The sequence below is a fragment of the Pseudomonas sp. MF09156 genome, from assembly GCF_059862305.1.
Genome location: NZ_JCBCUR010000009.1, coordinates 24,323 through 42,995, shown reverse-complemented (window position 1 = coordinate 42,995; position 18,673 = coordinate 24,323). Strand labels below are relative to the sequence as shown.

The 18,673-nt window shown below is 63.7% G+C and carries 17 protein-coding genes; 9 read left to right on the top strand and 8 right to left on the bottom strand.

Going from position 1 to position 18,673, the window contains the following annotated elements; genetic code table 11:
* Positions 1-113: 113 nt before the first annotated feature.
* The 7 genes from AC19YY_RS19790 to AC19YY_RS19760 form a co-directional block, all read right to left on the bottom strand.
* Positions 114-482: a Na+/H+ antiporter subunit G gene (locus AC19YY_RS19790; protein WP_169954717.1), complete on the bottom strand. Its 369-nt coding sequence runs from the start codon at positions 480-482 to the stop codon at positions 114-116.
* The gene (locus tag AC19YY_RS19785) at positions 479-757 is read right to left on the bottom strand and encodes a K+/H+ antiporter subunit F (RefSeq protein ID WP_038440496.1); all 279 of its coding nucleotides are present in this window, start codon (positions 755-757) and stop codon (positions 479-481) included. The genes AC19YY_RS19790 and AC19YY_RS19785 overlap by 4 nt, the downstream gene beginning before the upstream one ends.
* Positions 754-1,242, bottom strand: coding sequence for a Na+/H+ antiporter subunit E (locus AC19YY_RS19780; protein WP_170043741.1), 489 nt, complete (start codon positions 1,240-1,242; stop codon positions 754-756). Before AC19YY_RS19780 ends, AC19YY_RS19785 begins: the two co-directional genes overlap by 4 nt.
* Entirely contained in the window at positions 1,239-2,921 is a 1,683-nt protein-coding gene (locus tag AC19YY_RS19775; protein WP_169954715.1) for a monovalent cation/H+ antiporter subunit D, read from the bottom strand. The genes AC19YY_RS19780 and AC19YY_RS19775 overlap by 4 nt, the downstream gene beginning before the upstream one ends.
* Positions 2,918-3,262 (bottom strand): Na+/H+ antiporter subunit C, encoded by a 345-nt coding sequence (locus AC19YY_RS19770; RefSeq protein ID WP_005789164.1) that lies wholly within the window; start codon positions 3,260-3,262, stop codon positions 2,918-2,920. The genes AC19YY_RS19775 and AC19YY_RS19770 overlap by 4 nt, the downstream gene beginning before the upstream one ends.
* Positions 3,262-6,189, bottom strand: coding sequence for a monovalent cation/H+ antiporter subunit A (locus AC19YY_RS19765; RefSeq protein ID WP_432754350.1), 2,928 nt, complete (start codon positions 6,187-6,189; stop codon positions 3,262-3,264). Before AC19YY_RS19765 ends, AC19YY_RS19770 begins: the two co-directional genes overlap by 1 nt.
* A 130-nt stretch (positions 6,190-6,319) precedes the next feature.
* Positions 6,320-7,219, bottom strand: coding sequence for a DMT family transporter (locus tag AC19YY_RS19760; protein ID WP_169954713.1), 900 nt, complete (start codon positions 7,217-7,219; stop codon positions 6,320-6,322).
* 92 nt (positions 7,220-7,311) lie between these two features.
* On the opposite strand from AC19YY_RS19760, the gene AC19YY_RS19755 reads away from it, so the two are divergent.
* A complete protein-coding gene (locus AC19YY_RS19755) occupies positions 7,312-7,875 on the top strand; it encodes a cupin domain-containing protein (protein WP_169954712.1) in 564 nt (187 codons plus the stop codon).
* On the opposite strand, the gene AC19YY_RS19750 is transcribed toward AC19YY_RS19755, so the two are convergent.
* Complete coding sequence (locus tag AC19YY_RS19750; protein ID WP_169954798.1) at positions 7,872-8,240, bottom strand: cupin domain-containing protein; 369 nt, start codon at positions 8,238-8,240, stop codon at positions 7,872-7,874. The two genes, AC19YY_RS19755 and AC19YY_RS19750, sit on opposite strands and share 4 nt — an antisense overlap.
* 174 nt (positions 8,241-8,414) lie before the next feature.
* On the opposite strand from AC19YY_RS19750, the gene AC19YY_RS19745 reads away from it, so the two are divergent.
* The 8 genes from AC19YY_RS19745 to AC19YY_RS19710 all read left to right on the top strand — a co-directional run bounded on the left by AC19YY_RS19745 (position 8,415) and on the right by AC19YY_RS19710 (position 18,386).
* The gene (locus AC19YY_RS19745; RefSeq protein ID WP_500604712.1) at positions 8,415-10,577 is read left to right on the top strand and encodes a TonB-dependent siderophore receptor; all 2,163 of its coding nucleotides are present in this window, start codon (positions 8,415-8,417) and stop codon (positions 10,575-10,577) included.
* A 4-nt stretch (positions 10,578-10,581) separates the two neighbouring features.
* Positions 10,582-11,928 (top strand): alanine racemase, encoded by a 1,347-nt coding sequence (locus AC19YY_RS19740; protein ID WP_500604711.1) that lies wholly within the window; start codon positions 10,582-10,584, stop codon positions 11,926-11,928.
* A 23-nt stretch (positions 11,929-11,951) separates the two neighbouring features.
* Entirely contained in the window at positions 11,952-12,956 is a 1,005-nt protein-coding gene (locus AC19YY_RS19735; protein WP_500604710.1) for a hypothetical protein, read from the top strand.
* A complete protein-coding gene (locus AC19YY_RS19730) occupies positions 12,944-14,335 on the top strand; it encodes an MATE family efflux transporter (protein WP_500604709.1) in 1,392 nt (463 codons plus the stop codon). The genes AC19YY_RS19735 and AC19YY_RS19730 overlap by 13 nt, the downstream gene beginning before the upstream one ends.
* Positions 14,336-14,349: 14 nt before the next feature.
* Entirely contained in the window at positions 14,350-15,471 is a 1,122-nt protein-coding gene (gene hisC / locus AC19YY_RS19725) for a histidinol-phosphate transaminase (RefSeq protein ID WP_500604708.1), read from the top strand.
* Between the two features lie 37 nt (positions 15,472-15,508).
* Complete coding sequence (locus AC19YY_RS19720; RefSeq protein WP_170058435.1) at positions 15,509-16,519, top strand: PLP-dependent cysteine synthase family protein; 1,011 nt, start codon at positions 15,509-15,511, stop codon at positions 16,517-16,519.
* A gap of 59 nt (positions 16,520-16,578) precedes the next feature.
* On the top strand, positions 16,579-17,085 hold the full coding sequence (locus AC19YY_RS19715; RefSeq protein ID WP_500604707.1) for a GNAT family N-acetyltransferase: 507 nt from the start codon (positions 16,579-16,581) through the stop codon (positions 17,083-17,085).
* A gap of 233 nt (positions 17,086-17,318) precedes the next feature.
* Positions 17,319-18,386 carry an NAD(P)-dependent alcohol dehydrogenase gene (locus AC19YY_RS19710; RefSeq protein WP_172314527.1) on the top strand — a complete coding sequence of 356 codons (1,068 nt, stop codon included), beginning with the start codon at positions 17,319-17,321 and terminating at the stop codon, positions 18,384-18,386.
* Positions 18,387-18,673: the final 287 nt, after the last annotated feature.

Genomic DNA, 18,673 nt, shown 5'->3' with positions numbered 1-18,673 from the left:
GGATCGCCGCATCGCCGCGAAGACGTCGACCCAGCAAACATTGATGTTGACTGACCCACGGCTTTCGCGAGCAAGCCCGCTCCCACATTGTTTACCGCGTACATTCAGAGGGATCAGCTACCGCTGTCAGCCCTGCGGCTGCTGACCTCGGCCGGTACATTTTCCCCCGCCATGCGCTTGCGAAACAACGACGTGCGCGCCAGCAACAGGGTGGTTACCGGCACGGTGATCGACAGCAAAATCGGGATCAACCAGCCATGCAGCACCGGCCCGGACTTGAGGGTCGAGAAGTAGATAATCGACGCCAGCGCCACGCACCACGCGCCGAGGGTCGAAGCCAGCGCCGGTGGGTGCATGCGCTGGAAAAAATCCTTCATCCGCAACAGCCCGAGCGCACCAATCAACGCAAACAGGCTGCTGAGCAGCAGCAGGATCGCCACGATAATTTCCACCCACAGTGGCAGTTCACTGACATTGATCATTCGATCACCTCACCACGCAGCAGGAATTTGGCCAAGGCAAACGAGCCGACAAAGCCGAACAGCGCAATCAGCAGCGCCGCCTCGAAGTAGGTATCACTGGCATAGCGAATGCCCAGCACCAGCATCATCAGCATCGCCAGGATATACAGGTAGTCCAGGGCCAGGACCCGGTCCTGGGCCGAGGGGCCCTTGAACAGGCGCACCAGGGTCAGGACCATGGCCAGGGAAAACAGGAACAGGCTCAACAGGATCGCATTGGCGAGCAGGGCACTCATTCGAAGATCTCCATCAGGGGCCGTTCGTAGGCCTGCTTGAAGTGCTCGATAAACTGCGCTTCGTCATCCAGGTCGAACACGTGCAGCAACAGGATGCTGCGGTCCAGGGCCAGTTCCGACCACACGGTGCCGGGGGTCACGCTGGTGATCATCGACAGCACCGCCAGGCCGTTGGCGTCACGCAGGTCCAGGGGGATTTTGACAAAGCGCGAGCGCGGCGGCCGTGTACCGCAGGTCAAGACGCCCCACGCCACGTGCAGGTTGGAGATGATCACATCGCGCCCGACCAGGAAAAACAGGCCAATGATCACCCCTGGGCGGCGGATACGCACCGGCAGTGGGCGCAGCGGCGCCATCATCAGCGGCGCGAGCAGGCCCAGGAGCGCCCCCAGCAGCAGGTTGCCGGGGCTGATCGACAGGTTCAGCACCAGCCACAGCACCCACAACGCCAATGACAGTAACGGGGCAGGGAACAGGCGCTTCATGGCTGCACCTCCACGGCGGCGGCCTGGGCTTGCGGGCTGAGCACCGGGCGCGTGGCCATGACGGCCATGACGTAGTGCTCGGGGTTATTCAGGCTGGCGGCAGTGTCCTGGGTAAAGCGCATGAGCATTTCTGCCTTGAAGGTCAGGCCAATCGCCAGGCCAAGCAAGACGAAGATCGGGATGCACTCAAAGCGGCGCAGCAGCGGCGAGGGCCGCTCTTCTGGGGTCCAGAAGCGCTGGATGCCCAGGCGCGCAAAAGCGATCAGCGAGGCCAGGCCCGAGAATATCAACAACGCCACCAGGCCCCAGGCTGCCGGGCGAATCGGCGCATCCACGGCCTGGCCCAGGCCCAGCGGGTTGATCAGCGCGCTGAGCAGGCTGAGCTTGCCGATAAACCCCGACAGCGGCGGCATGCCGATGATCAGCAGGGCGCAGGCAATAAAGCTCAGGCCCAGGAACGCCATGGTCCACGGGATGACCTGGCCGACCACGGCCTTTTGCTCATCGTCCAGGTTGGTGCCCTTGGGCGGGTGCAGGGATTCGACTGGCCGTGGCAACACTTCGATTTCATCGTCCAGGGGCAGCTCGTTGGCCGAGCGCGAGCGTTCGACCAGTTCGGCCAGCAGGAACAGCGCGCTCAACGCCAGGGTCGAGCTGACCAGGTAGAACAGCGCGCCGGCCGTCAGGCTGGGCTGGGCGAAGCCTACCGCCGACAGCAGGATGCCCGCCGAGACCAGGATGCTCAGGCTGGCCATGCGCTCCAGGCGCTGGGCGGCGAGCATCGCCAGGGCGGCGCAGAGGATGGTGGCCATGCCGCCGTACACCAGCCAGTCGCCGCCAAACAGCGCCGAGGCGCCGGCTTGCCCGGAAAACAGTAGGGTCCACAGGCGCAACACGGTGTACACGCCGACCTTGGTCATGATCGCAAACATCGCCGCTACCGGCGCGCTGGCCGAGGAGTAGGCCGGCGCCAGCCAGAAGTTCAAAGGCCACATGCCGGCCTTGGCCAGGAACGCGGTGGCGAGGATCGCCGCGCCGGCATGCAGCAGGCCGCGATCGGCTTGCGGGACCAGCGGGATCTTGAGCGCCAGGTCAGCGAAATTCAGGGTGCCGGTGACCCCGTAGATCAGCGCCGCACCAATCAGGAACAGCGACGAAGCCAGCAGGTTGATCGAGATGTAATGCAGCCCCGACGACACCCGCGCCCGGCCCGAACCGTGCAACATCAAGCCGTAGGACGCGGCCAGCAGCACCTCGAAGAACACGAACAGGTTGAACAGGTCGGCGGTGAGGAAGGCACCGTAGAGGCCCATCAACTGGATCTGGAACAGCGCATGGAAACTGGTGCCGGCGCGGTCCCAGCGGGCCATGGCGAACAGCAGGGCGCTGACGCCGATGATCCCGGTGAGCACCAGCATCAGGGCCGACAGTTGATCCACCACCAGCACGATGCCGAACGGCACCTGCCAGTTGCCCGGCAGGTAGACGCCGATGGAGGCGGGGCCGCCTTGTTGCGTCCAGTACAGCATCAACATCGCGATGCCCAGGCCGGTCATGCTCGACAGCAGGTTGATCTTGGCCTTGAGCGGGCGGTGTTTCTCGCCCAGCATCATCATCAGCGCAGCGGTCAGCAACGGCAGCAGGATCGGCGCGATGATCAGTTGGTTCATCCAGCTCATTCCTTGGGCTCCCGGCCGTCCACATGGTCAGTGCCGGTCAGGCCCCGGGACGCCAGCAGCACCACCAGGAACAGCGCGGTCATGGCGAAGCTGATCACAATCGCCGTCAGCACCAGGGCCTGGGGCAGGGGATCGGTGTAATTGAGCAGGTCCTGGGGCACGCCGTCCTTGATGATCGGTTCCTTGCCGATAAACAGGCTGCCCATGCTGAAGATGAACAGGTTGACCCCATAGGACAACAGGCACAGGCCCATCACCACCTGGAACGTCCGTGGCCGCAGCACCAGCCAGACGCCGGAGGCCGCCAGGACCCCAATGGCAATTGCGATGACTTCTTCCATCAGGCAGCAGCTCCTTGTGGTGGCGTGGCGGCGGCTTTCGCCTGGTTGCCGGGTTTATGGGCCCGCACCGATTGGTGGCCGAGGGCGGTGAGCATCAGCAGGGTCGAGCCGACCACCATGGCGTACACACCCACGTCAAAAAACAGCGCGCTGGCGATATGGATGTCGCCCAGCACCGGCAAGCTGAGGTGCAGGGTGCTGGTGGTGAGGAACGGGTAGCCGAAGAACAGCGCGCCAAGCCCGGTCAGGGTTGCCGACAACAGTCCGAAGCCCATCCAGCGCATCGGCCGCAGGTTCATCTGCGCCTCGACCCACTGGGTGCCGGCGACCATGTATTGCAGGATAAACGCCACCGACATCACCAGCCCGGCGACAAAACCGCCGCCCGGCTGGTTGTGGCCGCGCATGAACAGGTAGAACGACACCACCAGGGCAATCGGCAGCAGCAGGCGCACCAGCACCGCGGGCACCATCATAAAGCCCAGGGCGGTGTCGCTGGCTTGGCGTGGGTTGACCAGGTCGGTGTCCACGTCCGGCGCCAACAGCCGCTGTTGCGCGGGCAGTTGCTCGCTTTCCTTGGGCGGGCGGAAGCGCCGTAGCAGCGCATACACCGTCAAGGCCACCGCGCCCAGCACGGTGATTTCGCCCAGGGTATCGAAACCCCGGAAGTCCACGAGCATCACATTCACCACATTGCTGCCGCCGCCTTCAGGCAGGGCGCGGCTGAGGTAGAACGAGGAAATATCGTTGGGGGTCTGGCGGGTGAGCATCGCATAGGACAACAGCGCCATGCCGCCACCGACCACGGTCGACAGCAGCAAGTCGCGCAAGCGGCGAATGCGCGCCTTGCGCAACGAACTGGGGAGTGGCGAGACCTCTTCGATCCGCCGTGGCAGCCAGCGCAGGCCCAGCAGGATCAATACCGTCGTCACCACCTCGACCACCAGTTGCGTCAGCGCCAGGTCCGGCGCGGAGAACCAGACAAAAGTCACGCAGGTCATCAGGCCGCACACGCTGACCATGGTCAGGGCCGCCAGCCGGTGGTACTTGGCTTGCCAGGCGGCGCCCAGGGCGCAGGCAATCGCCAGCAGCCACAGGGTGACGAACACGATGGAGCCAGGGATCTTCGGCCGGTCGCCCCAGCTCAGGCTGCTGCCCAGCATAGGGATCATCCCGGCGATCACCGCCACCAGCACCAGCAGGAACAATTGGGTTTGCAGGCGCTTGGTGCTGATGCGTTTCTCGACCTTGCGCACGCCACGCATCATCACCACCAGGCAGCGCTCGAACATGCGCTTGCCGTTGAAGTAGCTGATGATCGGCGGGTACTTGAAGCGCCCGCGCTTGAGTTGCTTGCGCAGCAGCAGGTACAGGACCACGCCGCCGGTCATGGCCACCAGGCTCATGATCATCGGGGCGTTCCAGCCGTGCCAGATCGCCAGGCTGTACTGGGGCAACACGCCGCCGACCACCGGCAGGGCGGCAGCGGCGAGGATCGCACCGACCACCTGGGCCGGGAAGATCCCCACCAGCAGGCAGGTAAACACCAGCAACTCGACCGGTGCGCGCATCCAGCGTGGCGGTTCGTGGGGCGTGTGCGGCAGGTCGGTGGCGGCCGGGCCGAAGAACACATCCACGGTGAAGCGCAAGGCATAGGCCACGCTGAAGGTGCCGGCGATGGTCGCGATCACCGGCAGGGCGATTTCCACCCACTGGGTCGAGGAGATGAATACCGTCTCGGCGAAGAACATTTCCTTGGACAGGAAGCCGTTGAGCAACGGCACCCCGGCCATGGAGGCGCTGGCGACCATGGCCAGGGTCGCGGTAAACGGGATCAGGCGCACCAGGCCGCTGAGCTTGCGGATATCGCGGGTGCCGCTTTCGTGGTCGATGATACCCGCGGCCATGAACAGCGAGGCCTTGAACGTAGCGTGGTTGAGGATATGGAACACGGCGGCGACGGCGGCCAGCGGGCTGTTGAGGCCCAGCAGCAGGGTGATCAGGCCCAGGTGACTGATAGTGGAGTAGGCCAGCAGGCCCTTGAGATCGTTCTGGAACATCGCGCAATACGCGCCGAGCAACAGGGTCAGGGCGCCGGCACCGCCGACCATCCAGAACCACTCTTCGCTGCCCGACAACGAGGGCCACAGGCGGGCCAGCAGGAACACGCCGGCCTTCACCATCGTGGCCGAGTGCAGGTAGGCCGACACGGGTGTCGGTGCGGCCATGGCGTGGGGGAGCCAGAAGTGGAAGGGGAATTGCGCGCTTTTGCTCAGGGCACCGATCAGGATCAGCGTCAGCAGGATGGGGTAGAGGGAGTGGGCACGGATCTGGTCACCGGCGGCGAGCACCTGGTCCAGATCGTAACTGCCGACGACATGGCCGAGCAGCATGACCCCCGCCAGCAGGCACAACCCGCCTGCACCGGTGACCATCAGCGCCATATAGGCCCCCCGGCGCGCATCGGAGCGGTGGTGCCAATAGCCGATCAACAGGAACGAGAACAGGCTGGTCAGTTCCCAGAAAAACACGATCTGGATCAGGTTGCCGGAGATCACCAACCCGAGCATCGCGCCCATGAACGCCAGAAAAAACGCGAAGAAACGCGGCACCGGATCATCCGGCGACATGTAATAGCGGGCGTACAAAGACACCAGGCTACCGATGCCCAGTACCAGCATCGAGAACAGCCAGGCAAAGCCATCCATGCGCAACACAAAGTCCAGGCCCAGGCTGGGCAGCCAGGAAAATTCTTCGCGGATCACGCCACCGTCGGCGATCTGGGGGTAGAGCAGGGCGACTTGTACGGTACCGACCAGAGCCACAAGGCCGGCCAGCAGGGATTCAGTATTACGTGCGTTATGCGGCAGCAAGGCCGCCAGACAGCTGCCGATGAAAGGCAGAAGCAGTAGAACTATCAGGGACATAGGCTTCTAATCTGCGGTGGTTTGGGATGCATCATACGTGCCGGAAACCGGATTACCAAACGGCAACCTGTGGCAGGATCCTACAAGATGGACCGAAAACCCCTATCTGTCGCGCTGTAGGAGCCGGCTCCTATAGGGAAACGGGCTTTTGCTCCCGCGTCTTTATCTCGCTGACAATCACCGCCGCCACAATCAACACCGCGCCGAGCATGGCAATCGGCGGGAAACGCTCGCCGGCAATCCGCCCGATTATCCCGGCCCACACCGGTTCACCGGCATAGATCAGGGTGGCGCGGGTGGGCGAGACGCTTTTCTGCGCCCAGTTCATCGCCAGTTGAATCACCGCGCTGGTCAGGCCCAGGCCCACGGCGCTGAACAGCAGTACCCAGGAAAAGTCCGGCAATGCCTCGCCCGTGGGCACTACCAGCAGGAACGACAGCAACGAGGCGGTGGCCAGTTGCACCACGGTCACCCGGCGCACATCCACCTGGCCGGCATAGGCGCTGATCAGGATGATTTCGGCGGCAATTGCGATAGCACCGATCAAGGTGGCGATTTCGCCGGGGCTGAAATTCAACGATGCGCCGGCCGGTCCGGTCAAAAGCATCAGGCCGGCGAAGGCCAGCATGATGCCAATGCTCGGCATCAACCCCGGGCGCCGTCCCAGCACCAGCCATTGCAGCAGCGGTACAAAGGGCACGTAGAGCGCGGTGATAAACGCCGACTGGCTGCTGAGGATGGTCTGCAGGCCAATGGTTTGCAGGCCGTAGCCAAACATGATCGCGGTGCCGATAAACACGCCGGCCTTGAGCTCAAAACGTGTCAGGCCACGCAGGTTGCGCAGGGAAAACAAGCCGACCACCAGTGCCGCCGCGGCAAAGCGCAAGCCGACGAAGAACATCGGCCCGCTGACGGTCATGGCATGTTGCACCAGGATAAACGTGCCGCCCCAGATCATGGTGATCAGCACCAGCACGCATTCGGCTTTGCTGAAGCGGGAAAACAATGGGGAGGCGGTCGAGGTGGTCATGGCGGCTCTGGTCTTGCACAGGAAGGGCGCGGAACGCACAATGCGCCGCAGCTGGGCAGTATACTGCGCAACCCCACCGAGTGAGCAATATAGTGCACAAAGAAAATCCGCAACGGGCCTCGGTCCTGCAGCACGTCAGCCAGAACGTTCGACGCCTGCGCCACGCCGCCGAACTGAGCCAGACAGCCCTGGCAGAAAAGTCCGGGGTCAGCCGGCGCATGCTGGTGGCCATCGAGGCGGGTGAAAAGAACGTCAGCCTGTCCACCCTCGACCGCGTGGCCGAAGCCCTGGACGTGGCCTTCAGCGACCTGATCCAGGCCCCCGACGCCCGTGACCACAGCCGCATCAACGAACTGGCCTGGGCCGGTGAGATCGATGGCAGCAAGGCCGTATTGCTGGCCAAGGCCACCGCCCGGCGTGAGGTGGAGCTATGGGAATGGCGCCTGGAACCGGGCGATCGCTATTGCCCGGACCCAGACCTGGAAGGCTGGAGCGAGCAGTTGTTCGTGTTCGAGGGCAGCCTGACCCTGGTAGTGGATGACGTCGAAACCACCATCGCCGCCGGCGAGTTCTTTATGTTTCCCAGCCACCAGCCCCATGCCTATCGCAATGAGGGCCCAGTGGCGGTGCGCTTTATCCGCAACGTGGTGATCTAGATCCACACATCATTCTGCTGGGTCCGCTCGCCGCCCTGATTGCCGGTGTTCAACACGCCGCAGGGTTCGACCAGCAGCAACTTCACCTCGCCGTCGGCATACGGTTTGTGCTCGACGCCCCTGGGCACCACAAACATCTCGCCGGTGCCGATCTGTACCGCGCCATCGCGAAAATCAATGCGCAGCGCGCCTTCGAGGACGATAAAGGTCTCGTCGGTGTCCGCGTGGCTGTGCCAGATAAAATCCCCCTCGATCTTCACCACCTTGAATTGGTAGTCGTTCATCTGCGCGATGACCTTGGGTGTCCATTGCTCGCTGAACAGGCTGTATTTTTGCGCAAAGTTGATGGCGGTGTAGGAGGGCATGGCAGTCATCTCAGGTGATCGAAGCCTGACATTAAGTGCCACGTGAGAACGGGTATTGAATGATCGTGCGATTGTCAGGTTAAAAGAAACGTTATATTGTATCCCTTGAGATCGATTCTCAAGTGTTGCCGGGCTTGAGGTCGATACGTTTTTTTTCGGCTCAAGGGATTGCAGATGAACCAGTTGCACGGTGTAGCTCCAGGGTTTTCGACGTTGTTGGCAGTAGGCCTGATGTCCTCGCTCACCGGCTTGCCCGCCGTCGCGGCGCTGGAACGTGAAGAGTCGGTCACCGAGCTTGAAGCCACGCGGGTGAGTGCGCCGCTGAACAAGGCCCTGGAAGTCAACGCCGGTGGCTTCGGCGCCAAGGATGCCATGGAGATCCCCCTGGCCATCCAGAGCTACTCCAGCAAGACCATCGCCGACAGCTCCGCACGCACCGCCGTGGATGTGCTGAGCCTCGACCCTTCGGTGCTCAGTTCGTCGGGCGGCAGCGGCTTTGACAACTTCCGCCTGCGCGGCTTTGCCATGGACAACTTCAACACCATCCGCCGCGATGGCCTGACCCTGGCCCCGCACCACGACGTGCCCCTGGAAAACGTCGAGCGCATCGACGTGCTCAAGGGGCCGTCGGGTTTCCTCTACGGCTTCAACTCGCCGGGCGGCACCATCAACTACATCCTCAAGCGCCCGACCCTGGAGCCGCTGCTCAATGTCAGCGTGCAAGGCTCCTCGTTGCTCGGCCGCTACGTGGCGATTGATACCAGCGATTCGTTCAACGATGGCGCCTTTGGTTATCGCCTGAATGCCGGCTACGAGAAAAACGGCGACTTCGACCATGCCCGCGACATGGAGCGCAAGTTTATCGGCCTGGCCACCGACTTGCGTCTGAGCGATCGCGCACTGTTGCAACTGAATGCCGACTGGTCGCGCAAGTCCACGGTCTCCGACCCGTTGCTGCGTGCCGACCAGAGTGGTCGCGCCAACCCGCTGGACCCGTCCAGCTATGTGCTGCCGCCCAAGGTCAATCGCCGCGATCTGTTGACCGGCTCCTGGTTCCGCCACCAGACCGAAGGCGCCAACCTCGACGCCAAGTTCGAGTACGAACTGGACGACAACTGGACCTCCGTGACCCAGGGCAACTACTCGCGGGTCGAGCGCCACGGCGGCTATAACGACCTGTTCGGGATCAAGCCCAACGGCGATATCGGCTCGGCCGACTTTTACGTGTCCCGTGGCGAAGTGTTCAGCACCTGGTCGCTGCAGTCGTACCTGGCCGGCAAATTCGCCACCGGCAACATCTATCACGACGTGTTCTTCGGCACCGGCTACAAGCAGTTCAAGGACGTCAGCCCGTTCTGGGATTCGGTGGACAGCGGCACTCCCGGCATCGGCATCGGTGATGTATCGGTGGGCAATATCCGCCACCCGGTCAATCCGCCCAAGTGGCATTTCGGCCCGGAACGGCCCACCGATTTTGTGTCTTCCATCAAGGAAACCTCGGTCTTTGCCAGCGACCTGATTTCCCTCACCGAGCAATTCCAGGTGATGCTCGGCGGGCGTTATATCTGGTACCGCGCGGATCAACTCTCGGCCATCGCACCTTCGCAAAGCCATAACGTATTCGTGCCCAGCGCTGCGCTGATCTACCGGCCCTGGGACAGCGTGATGACTTACGTCAGCTACTCCAAAGGCTTTGAAAAAGGTGACTACGCCCCCTATAACGCGACCAACGCCAACCAGCCCACCGACGCCATCGAGTCCCAGCAATACGAGGTGGGCCTGAAGCTGGACCTCAATGATCGCCTGAACCTGGGCCTGGCGGTGTTCGATATCCGGCGCAAGGCCAGTTACCTGAACACCAGCAACACTTATGTGAGCAACGGTGAATTCCACCACCGTGGCGCCGAGCTGACCCTGTCCAACCGCGTCACTAATGCCCTGACTCTCAGCGCCAACGCCGCCTACCTGGCCACGCGCATGGAAGATGTGGATGACGTCACCGTGGACGGCAAACGCACCGAAAGCGTGCCCAAGTGGAAAGGCGCGGTCGGTGCCTTGTACACCGTGGCCGCTGTGCCCGGCCTGTCGTTGGACAGCACCGTCAGCTATGTCGGCAGCCGCCCGGTGGATGCGCAGAACAGCGGCTACATCCCCAGCTACACCTTGCTCGACGCCGGTATCAGCTACCGCTCGAAACTGGCGGATACCCCGGTGATCTACCGCCTGCACGGCAAGAACCTGACCAACAAGTACTACTACGCCAGCGCCTATTACCAGGGCGGGCTGGATGTGGGGCGCGAGCGCGAAGTATTCCTGTCGGCCAAGTTCGAGTTCTAGAACCATGACGTATTCCAGCTCATTGCCCGGCCTGCGCCACCTGTGGGTCGAGCGCCTGCTTGAGCGGCACGCGGGTACCTTGACCGAGTTGGTCGATGGCCTTGGCTCGCCGCTGCACTTGCTGTGCCCGCAGGTATTTCACGCCAATGTCGAAGCCTTCCAGCACAGCTTTACCCAGGCCCAGGTGCGCGGCAGCCTGCTGTTTGCCAAAAAGGCCAACAAGGCCAACTGCTTTACCCAGGCCTGCGCGCACTGTGCGATTGGCTTGGATGTGGCCAGCGTCGGCGAGCTGCAAAAGGCCCTGGCGGGCGGGGTGGCCGGCCGTGAGATCGGCGTGTCCGGGCCGCGTAAAAGCGATCAATTGCTTGGGTTGAGTTTGAGTCACCAGTGCCTGCTGGCGGTGGATTCGCTGGAGGAGTTGCTGCGTATCCAGCAATTGGCGTTATCCCTGCGCCAACGGGCGCGCCTGTTGTTGCGCTATTGCCCTGCCAGCCAGCTCCACAGCCGCTTCGGCCTCAATCCACGGGAGTGTGACCAGGCCCTGGTGTTTTGCCGCAAGCATGTGGCGAACCTGGATCTGCAAGGCTTTTCCTTTCACCTTGGTGGCTATGACACCGCGCAGCGTGCGCACGTCGCCAGCCACTTGGTCGACCTGTGCCAGGCCAGTGAGCTGGACGACTGCCGCACGGTCAACCTGGGCGGTGGCTTTGCCGTGCGCTATGTCGACCCGGCGCAGTGGCAGGCGTTTATGGCCGAGGACTGCGCCGAGCGCTACCACAGCGACAAGGGCTTCGCCGGCTTCTATCCCTATGGTGCGCCACGCGCCGGCGCCGAGGCCCTTGACGATGTCCTCGCCACGCCCGTGGGCCCCGGCCTGAGCCTGGCGCAAAAGGTCATCGAACAGGGCGTGCGGCTGATCATCGAACCCGGCCGCGCCTTGCTCGACCAGGCCGGTATCAGCGTGTTCCGCGTGCAGGGCGTCAAGGACCGCACGGCCTGCGACGGCTATGCCCAGGTCACCGTGCAGGGCAGCAGCTTCAACCTCTCCGAGCAGTGGTTCAACAGCGAGTTCTTGCCCGACCCGCTGCTGGTGCCGGCCTCGCCACGGCCGCGGTCGCCGTTTGTCGCGTGTATTGGCGGGTCCACCTGCCTGGAGTCGGACATGCTGACCTGGCGCAAAGTCGCCTTCGACTACCCGATCCAGGCGGGTGACTTGCTTATCTACCTCAATACCGCCGGCTATCAGATGGATTCCAACGAGTCGCCGTTTCACGAAGCGCCATTGCCACACAAAGTGGTGCTGGAGCTGCGTAACCCCTACCTGCGCTGGAAGCTGGACAGCCTGGCTTGAGCGCATTCAACAAGGAGCCCCGAGTGAACAGTTTGAATAAACCCGCAGCCCCCGCCGACCTATGGGTGCTGCCCCAGGCTGCGCTCGAAGACCTGGGGGTGAGTTACCGTGAAGTGCTGCAGGTGGTCGAGCAGGCGTACAAGGCCTTGCGCAGCGGCGACTCGCAGAACCCGCTCAAGACCATTGTCGAACCTGCGGACCGCCACTCCATCAGCTACTCGATGGTCGGCCGCGATGGCGCCAGCCACACCGTGGGCTTCAAGGTGGTCTACGAGCATGACCCGCAACGCACCCGCGACGCCTATCAGTTCCACTCGTTTATCTTCCTGTGTGATGACCGCACCGGCCGCCCGATTGCCTTGATGGACGTGGTCAAGCTCGGCCCGCTGCGCACCTCGGCCACCTCGGCGCTGATGGCCCGGGCCGCCTGCCCGGATGCCCGCAGTGCCCTGGTGGTCGGTACCGGCGTGCAGGGCCAGGTGGCGTTGCCCATGTTGCTCGCGGCCATGCCGGACCTGGAGCGTTTGTATGTCTACGGGCACTACGCCGAGGGCCTGCGCGCGGTGCAGGACAGCCTGCGCAAACACTATCCGCTGCGCGAGGTGATCGTGGTCGATGACCTGCCGGCGGCGGCGGGCGAGGCCGATATCATCCTTGGCGTGGCCGGGCTTTCGGCACGCCAGCAAGTGCAGCGGGCGTGGCTCAAGCCGGGCGCCGTGGCGGTGCTGGTCGGCTATGGCATCGACGCCGACGTGCTGCACGGCGCCGACTACCTAATCGCCACCGACACCGCGCAGATGCAAGTCACCAGCGCCGACCTGGCCGCCGCCGACGGCAGCCTGCCCGAGGTAGACGCCGAACTGCCGGACATTCTCCTGGGCCTGGCGCCCGCACGTCGCGATCCAAGCGATGTGGTGTTCGCCTACAACAGCGGCATGGTGGTGACTGACGTCGCCCTCGGCCGCCTGATGGCCGACCGCGCCCTGGCGCAGAACCGTGGGCAGAGGGTCCAACTATGGTCGGCCTGACTGCCGCACAACCCGGCGCGTGGCGCGCCGACAGCCGGGCCCTGCTGTTGCTGGCGTTGCCGCTGATCCTGACCAACCTGGCCTACGTGGCCCTGACCACCATCGACATCGTGGTGCTCGGCATGCTGGGTGCCAAGGAGCTGGCCGCCGGTGGCCTGGCCATCGCGCTGTTCAACCAGTTGCGTACCACCGGCACTGGCCTGGTCACCGGCGTCAGCAACCTGGTGGCCCAGGCCAATGCCCAGGGCGATGAAGCCCGGGTGCGGGCGCTGTTGGTGGCGGGGCTGTTCTGGGCGACCGTCAGTGGCCTGGTGTTTATGGGGGTGTTGCTGGGGTTGCGCCAGCCGCTGACCTGGCTGGGCCAGGATGCCAGCGTGGTAGCCAATGCCATGGATTTCCTGCTGATCATTGCTCCCGGCCTGCTGCCTTGCCTGTGGTTCCAGGCGCTGCGCCACTTTACCGTGGGCCTGAAATTCCCCGGGCCGTTGCTGGCGATCACCCTGGTGTCGATCTTCCTCACGGTGGCGCTGAACTACGTGCTGGTGTTCGGCAAGTTCGGCGTCCCGGCCTACGGGCTGGCGGGGGTGGCGATCACCAGCGCCGTGGTGTTCCTGCTGTCGTTCCTGATGTTCTTCGCGGTGGTACTGACCCATCGGCGCCTGGCCGGTTACTTCAAGCTTTCGCACCTGCGTTTTTCGCCGGCGGCGATCAAGGCGGTGTGGAAGCTCGGGCTGCCGATTGCCGGGACCTATGCCAGCGAGGCCGGGTTCTTCAGTGTGCTGACCCTGCTGATCGGCACCCTGGGCATGGAAGCGCTGGCGGCGCAGACCGTGCTCAACCAGATCATCTACATCGTGTTCATGTTTTCGGCGGGTATCTCCCATGCCGCCTCGATCCACATCAGCGAGGCCTGCGGCACCGGGCAGTATCAACGCGCGCGGCAGCTGGGGCGCCTGGGTCTGGGGCTGGGGCTGCTAGTCATGCTGCTGTTTGCCATTCCCTACGCACTGCTGCCCGAACAGGTGATCGGCCTGTTCATCAGTACCGAACACGCCAACAACCTGGATGCGGTGCGTCTGGCGACCACCGGTTTGTTGATCGCCATCGTCCTGCAGGTGTTCGACGCCAGCCAGAACATCGGCAACGGCATCCTGCGCGGCATCGGCGATACGGCGGGGCCACTGCGCATTTCCCTGTTCGGCTACTGGTTGGTGGGGCTGCCCGCTGCCTGGTTGCTGGGCATTGTCAGCCCCTACGGGATCTTTGGCGTGTGGGCCGGTTTGGCGATAGGCCTGGCGGCCACGGCGTTGCTGCTGATTGTTTCGTTTGAACGCCAACTCAACGCGCTGGACCGCGCGGGCGCTATCGCACTGTCATGACCAGGAGGTGTTCCATGCATCAAGACAACCCCGCACAGCGCATCGAGGCGCTGGTGCGGCCCAGTGTGCGGCGCTTGCCCCTGTATGACCCGGGCGCCGACCCACGCCAGATGGGCACGCCAATGGTGACGAAGCTGTCCAACTGCGAAAACCCGCTGGGCATGTCGCCGGCTGCCGCGGCCATGCTCGCACGCCAGGGCGGGGCAGGGCTGGAGCGCTACCCCGACCCCACTGGCCGGGCGCTGCGCCACCTGATCGGCGGGCAGTTGGATGTGGATCCGGCCAGGATCATCCTCGGCAATGGCTCGGAAAATATCCTCGAGCTGTTGTGCCTGGCGCTGCTCGATCCCCAGGACCGGGTGGTCACCCAGCAACCCTGCTTCAGCTTGCATGAAAGCCTGCCGTTGATGATGGGCGCGACGCTGGACAAGGTGCCGCTCAACCCGGATTTCAGCTTCAACCTGCACGCCTGGGCCACGGCCCTCAAGCAACCGGCGAAGCTGTTGATGCTGAGCACCCCCTGCAACCCGGTGGGCACCGCGCTGTCCGGCGCTGAGCTGACGGCACTGATCGCCGCCGCTCACCCCGACACCTTGTTGGTGATCGACGAGGCGTACTTCGAATTCGTCGAGCAGGGCGCCGATGCCCTGGCGATCCTCGGCGCGCAGTCGCGGCCGTGGATCGTCCTGCGCACATTCTCCAAGGCGTATGGGCTGGCGGGGCTGCGGATCGGCTATGGCATTGCCTCGCACCCAAGCCTGATCGATGCGCTGCACCGGGTGCGCACGCCATACAACGTCAATCAACCGGCCCAGGAGGCCGCCAAGGCTGCCTGGCTCGATCAGGAACACGTGGCGCGCAGTCGTGAATTTGTCGCCATCGAGCGCCAACGGCTGACCGAGGGGTTGCAGGCGGCGGGGTTTCGCGTGGCGCCGTCCCAGGCCAATTTCCTGTTTATCGACACCGCGTGCAACGCCCTGGAAGTGGTCGACGAACTGCTCAAGGACGGGATCATCGTCAAGGCCTGGCGCGAGCCGGGGTACACCGGTTTTATCCGCGTGTCCCTGGGCCTGGCCCAACAAAACCAGGCGTTTCTCGCCAGCCTGCAACGCGCCGTCGCGGCCCTGGCCGGGTAAGCGCCGAGCCGGTTTTTCATACTGCCCAGAGGTTGTCATGATCAAGAGTTGCCTGTCCGAGCTGATCGGCGATACGCCGCTGCTCAAATTGTGCGTCACCGAAAACGGCAGTTGCGTGCTGCTCAAGCTGGAACAATTCAACCCCACCGGCACCGCCAAGATCCGCATGGCCCGGCAAATGCTCGACGAGGCGCAGGCCAGCGGGCAGCTCAAGCCGGGTGGGCGGATTGTCGAGTCGACCTCAGGCAACACGGGGTTGGGCCTGGCGTTGCTGGCCGCCGAGCGCGGCTATCGCTTCACCGCCGTGGTCGACGAACACGCCAGCCCCGACAAACTGCGGGCGATGCAAGCCTTTGGTGCGCAACTGGTGCGGGTCGGCGACCCCGGTGGCGGGCTGGCCACCGCCGACCGCGATGCCACCGCCGAGCGTATCGCCACGGAGCAGGGCGCCTACTGGACCCGCCAGCATCACAACCCGGCCAATGCCAACGGCTACACGCAACTGGCCGCAGAACTGCGTGCGGTGCTCGGCGCTGAAATCCACTACCTGGTGGGCGCCGTGGGCACCGGCGGCTCGCTGTGCGGCACCGCGCGTGCGTTGAAACGCCATGCCCACGGCCTGCAAGTGATCGGTGTCGAGCCCTGCGGCTCGGTGATCTTCGGCGGCCCCGGGGCGCCGTATCACCAGTCCGGCACCGGCACCCCGGAGGGCGCGGAAATCGGTGCCGTGGTCGACTACGAACTGATTGATAAAGGCCTCACCGTCAGTGATGCCCAGGCCTTTGAAACCGCGCGCTACCTGGCACGGCATTACGGCCTGCTGCTTGGTGGCTCGGCAGGTGGAGTGGTCTACCAGGCCCTGCGCGAGGCGCGGCACGCGCCGGCCCACAGCGTGATCGTGGCACTGGTGTGCGATGGCGGCGAAAAGTACCTCGACACCGTGTTCAACGACCAATGGATGGCCGACCGGCAACTGCTGGCGCCGCAGGTGCATCGCGAACTGGGACAGTGGTTGGGCGCGCAGCCCTTGCTCAAGCAGCAGGCCTAGCGGCTTGCCTGGGGCGCCACCCTTCGCTACTGTGGCGCCCCGCCCGCGTGAGCCCCGCCATGAGTGACACCACTGTCGAACTGATCCAGACCGGCCCTGAACAGGCCGAACTGATCTGCAATCTCTACCAGTTCTATGCCTATGAATCCTCGGATTGGGAGCAAGAGGACGTCGAACAGGACGGCCGCTTCTACATCCATGACGAACACCTGTCGCGCTACTGGCAAGACCCGCAATGGAGCGCCAATCTACTGCTGGTGGATGGTTACATCGCCGGATTCCTGCTGATCGAGCGCAGCGAACTGCCGGGGATCAATGCCCTGGAACTGGCTGACCTGTTTATCTTGAAACGCTATCGGCGCAAGGGCATAGGCCGAGCACTGGCCACCCAGGTATTGACCAGCGGCGAGGCCGACTGGCTGGTGCGCTTTTATGACCAGGACGAGGTGTCCCAGGCGTTCTGGCGCAGCGTACTGGATAACCTGCCGCGCCCGGTGCAGGCCATTGAGCTGGATGACGAGCCGCAACTGCTGAGCTTTTTGGTGACCCGGGCGATGGTTCACTGACCGTGGCCTTGTGTGTGGGCTTGTGTGGGAGCGGGCTTGCTCGCGAAAGCGGTGGGTCAGTCAACATCAATGTTTGCTGGGCCGACGTCTTCGCGGCGATGCGGCGATCCGACAAGCCCGCTCCCACAGAGGGTCTGTGTCTGTTTGAAGTACCGCTGATTTACTTCGGTTGAACGCTTGGGCGGCTATGCTGGTCAACTGACCTTCAATGTCGACGCAAAGAGGTGACCGCAATGGCCAAGACTTACAGCTACGCCGCCCGTGACGCCAAGGATGCCCTCAAGCCCTATACCTTCGAGCGCCGCGCCCCCGGGGCCGACGATGTACAGATCGATATCCTCTATTGCGGGGTCTGCCACTCCGACCTGCACACCGTGCGCAATGAGTGGCACAACACGCTCTATCCGTCGGTGCCGGGCCATGAAATCGTCGGCCGGGTGACGGCGGTGGGGGCGAATGTCAGCCGCTTCAAGGTCGGTGACCTGGCCGGCGTCGGCTGCATGGTCGACAGCTGCCAGCACTGTGAATCCTGCGCCGAAGGCGAGGAGCAGTACTGCGAGAACGGTTTTACCGGCACCTACAACGGTCCGGTGTTTGGCGGCGAAAACACCTTTGGCGGCTATTCGGACAACATCGTGGTCAAGGAGCAGTTCGTCCTGCGCATCTCCCACGACGAGGCGCAATTGGCGGCCGTGGCACCGCTGTTGTGTGCCGGCATCACCACCTATTCGCCGCTGCACCACTGGAAGGTCGGCCCTGGGCAGAAAGTTGGCGTGGTCGGCCTTGGCGGCCTGGGCCATATGGCGGTGAAGATCGCCCATGCGATGGGCGCCCATGTGGTGTTGTTCACCACCTCGCCCAACAAACGCGAAGACGGCCTGCGCCTGGGGGCCGACGAAGTGGTGGTGTCGAAGAACCCCGACGAAATGGCCAAGGTCGCCAACAGCCTGGACTTCATCCTCAACACCGTGGCCGCGCCCCACGACCTGGATGTGTTCCTCAACCTGCTCAAGCGCGACGGCACCATGACCCTGGTGGGCGCGCCGGACAGCCCGCACCCATCGCCCTCGGTGTTCAACCTGATCTTCAAGCGCCGCAGCCTGGCGGGGTCATTGATTGGCGGCATCCAGGAGACCCAGGACATGCTGGACTTCTGCGCCCGGCACGGGATCGTTTCGCAGATTGAGATGATTGATATCCAGGCCATCAACGAATCTTATGAGCGCATGCTCAAGGGTGATGTGAAGTATCGCTTTGTGATCGACATGGATAGCCTCAAGCGCGAGATCCAGGCGGCCTGATGTGGGGCTGGGTTTTTGGGTGCATATCCGTTGCTGCGGTCATGGCGGCTATTGGTTCCGCCCTTACGGCGGGTCACTTTTGGAAAAGAGCCCGGAGTGCCGGCCCAGCCAAAAGTAACCAAAAGGGCTCTTGCCCCACCACTCGGCACCTCGCCTAGGCTCGGTGTGCCCGTCATCCGACATTGATTTGGGGGGCCGCCGCGATGGGCCATCCCTGGCCCAGCGCGGCTAACCCGGCGTCCTGCCGGGTTACCCCCAAATCAATATCGGATGACGGCCAGCGTGGT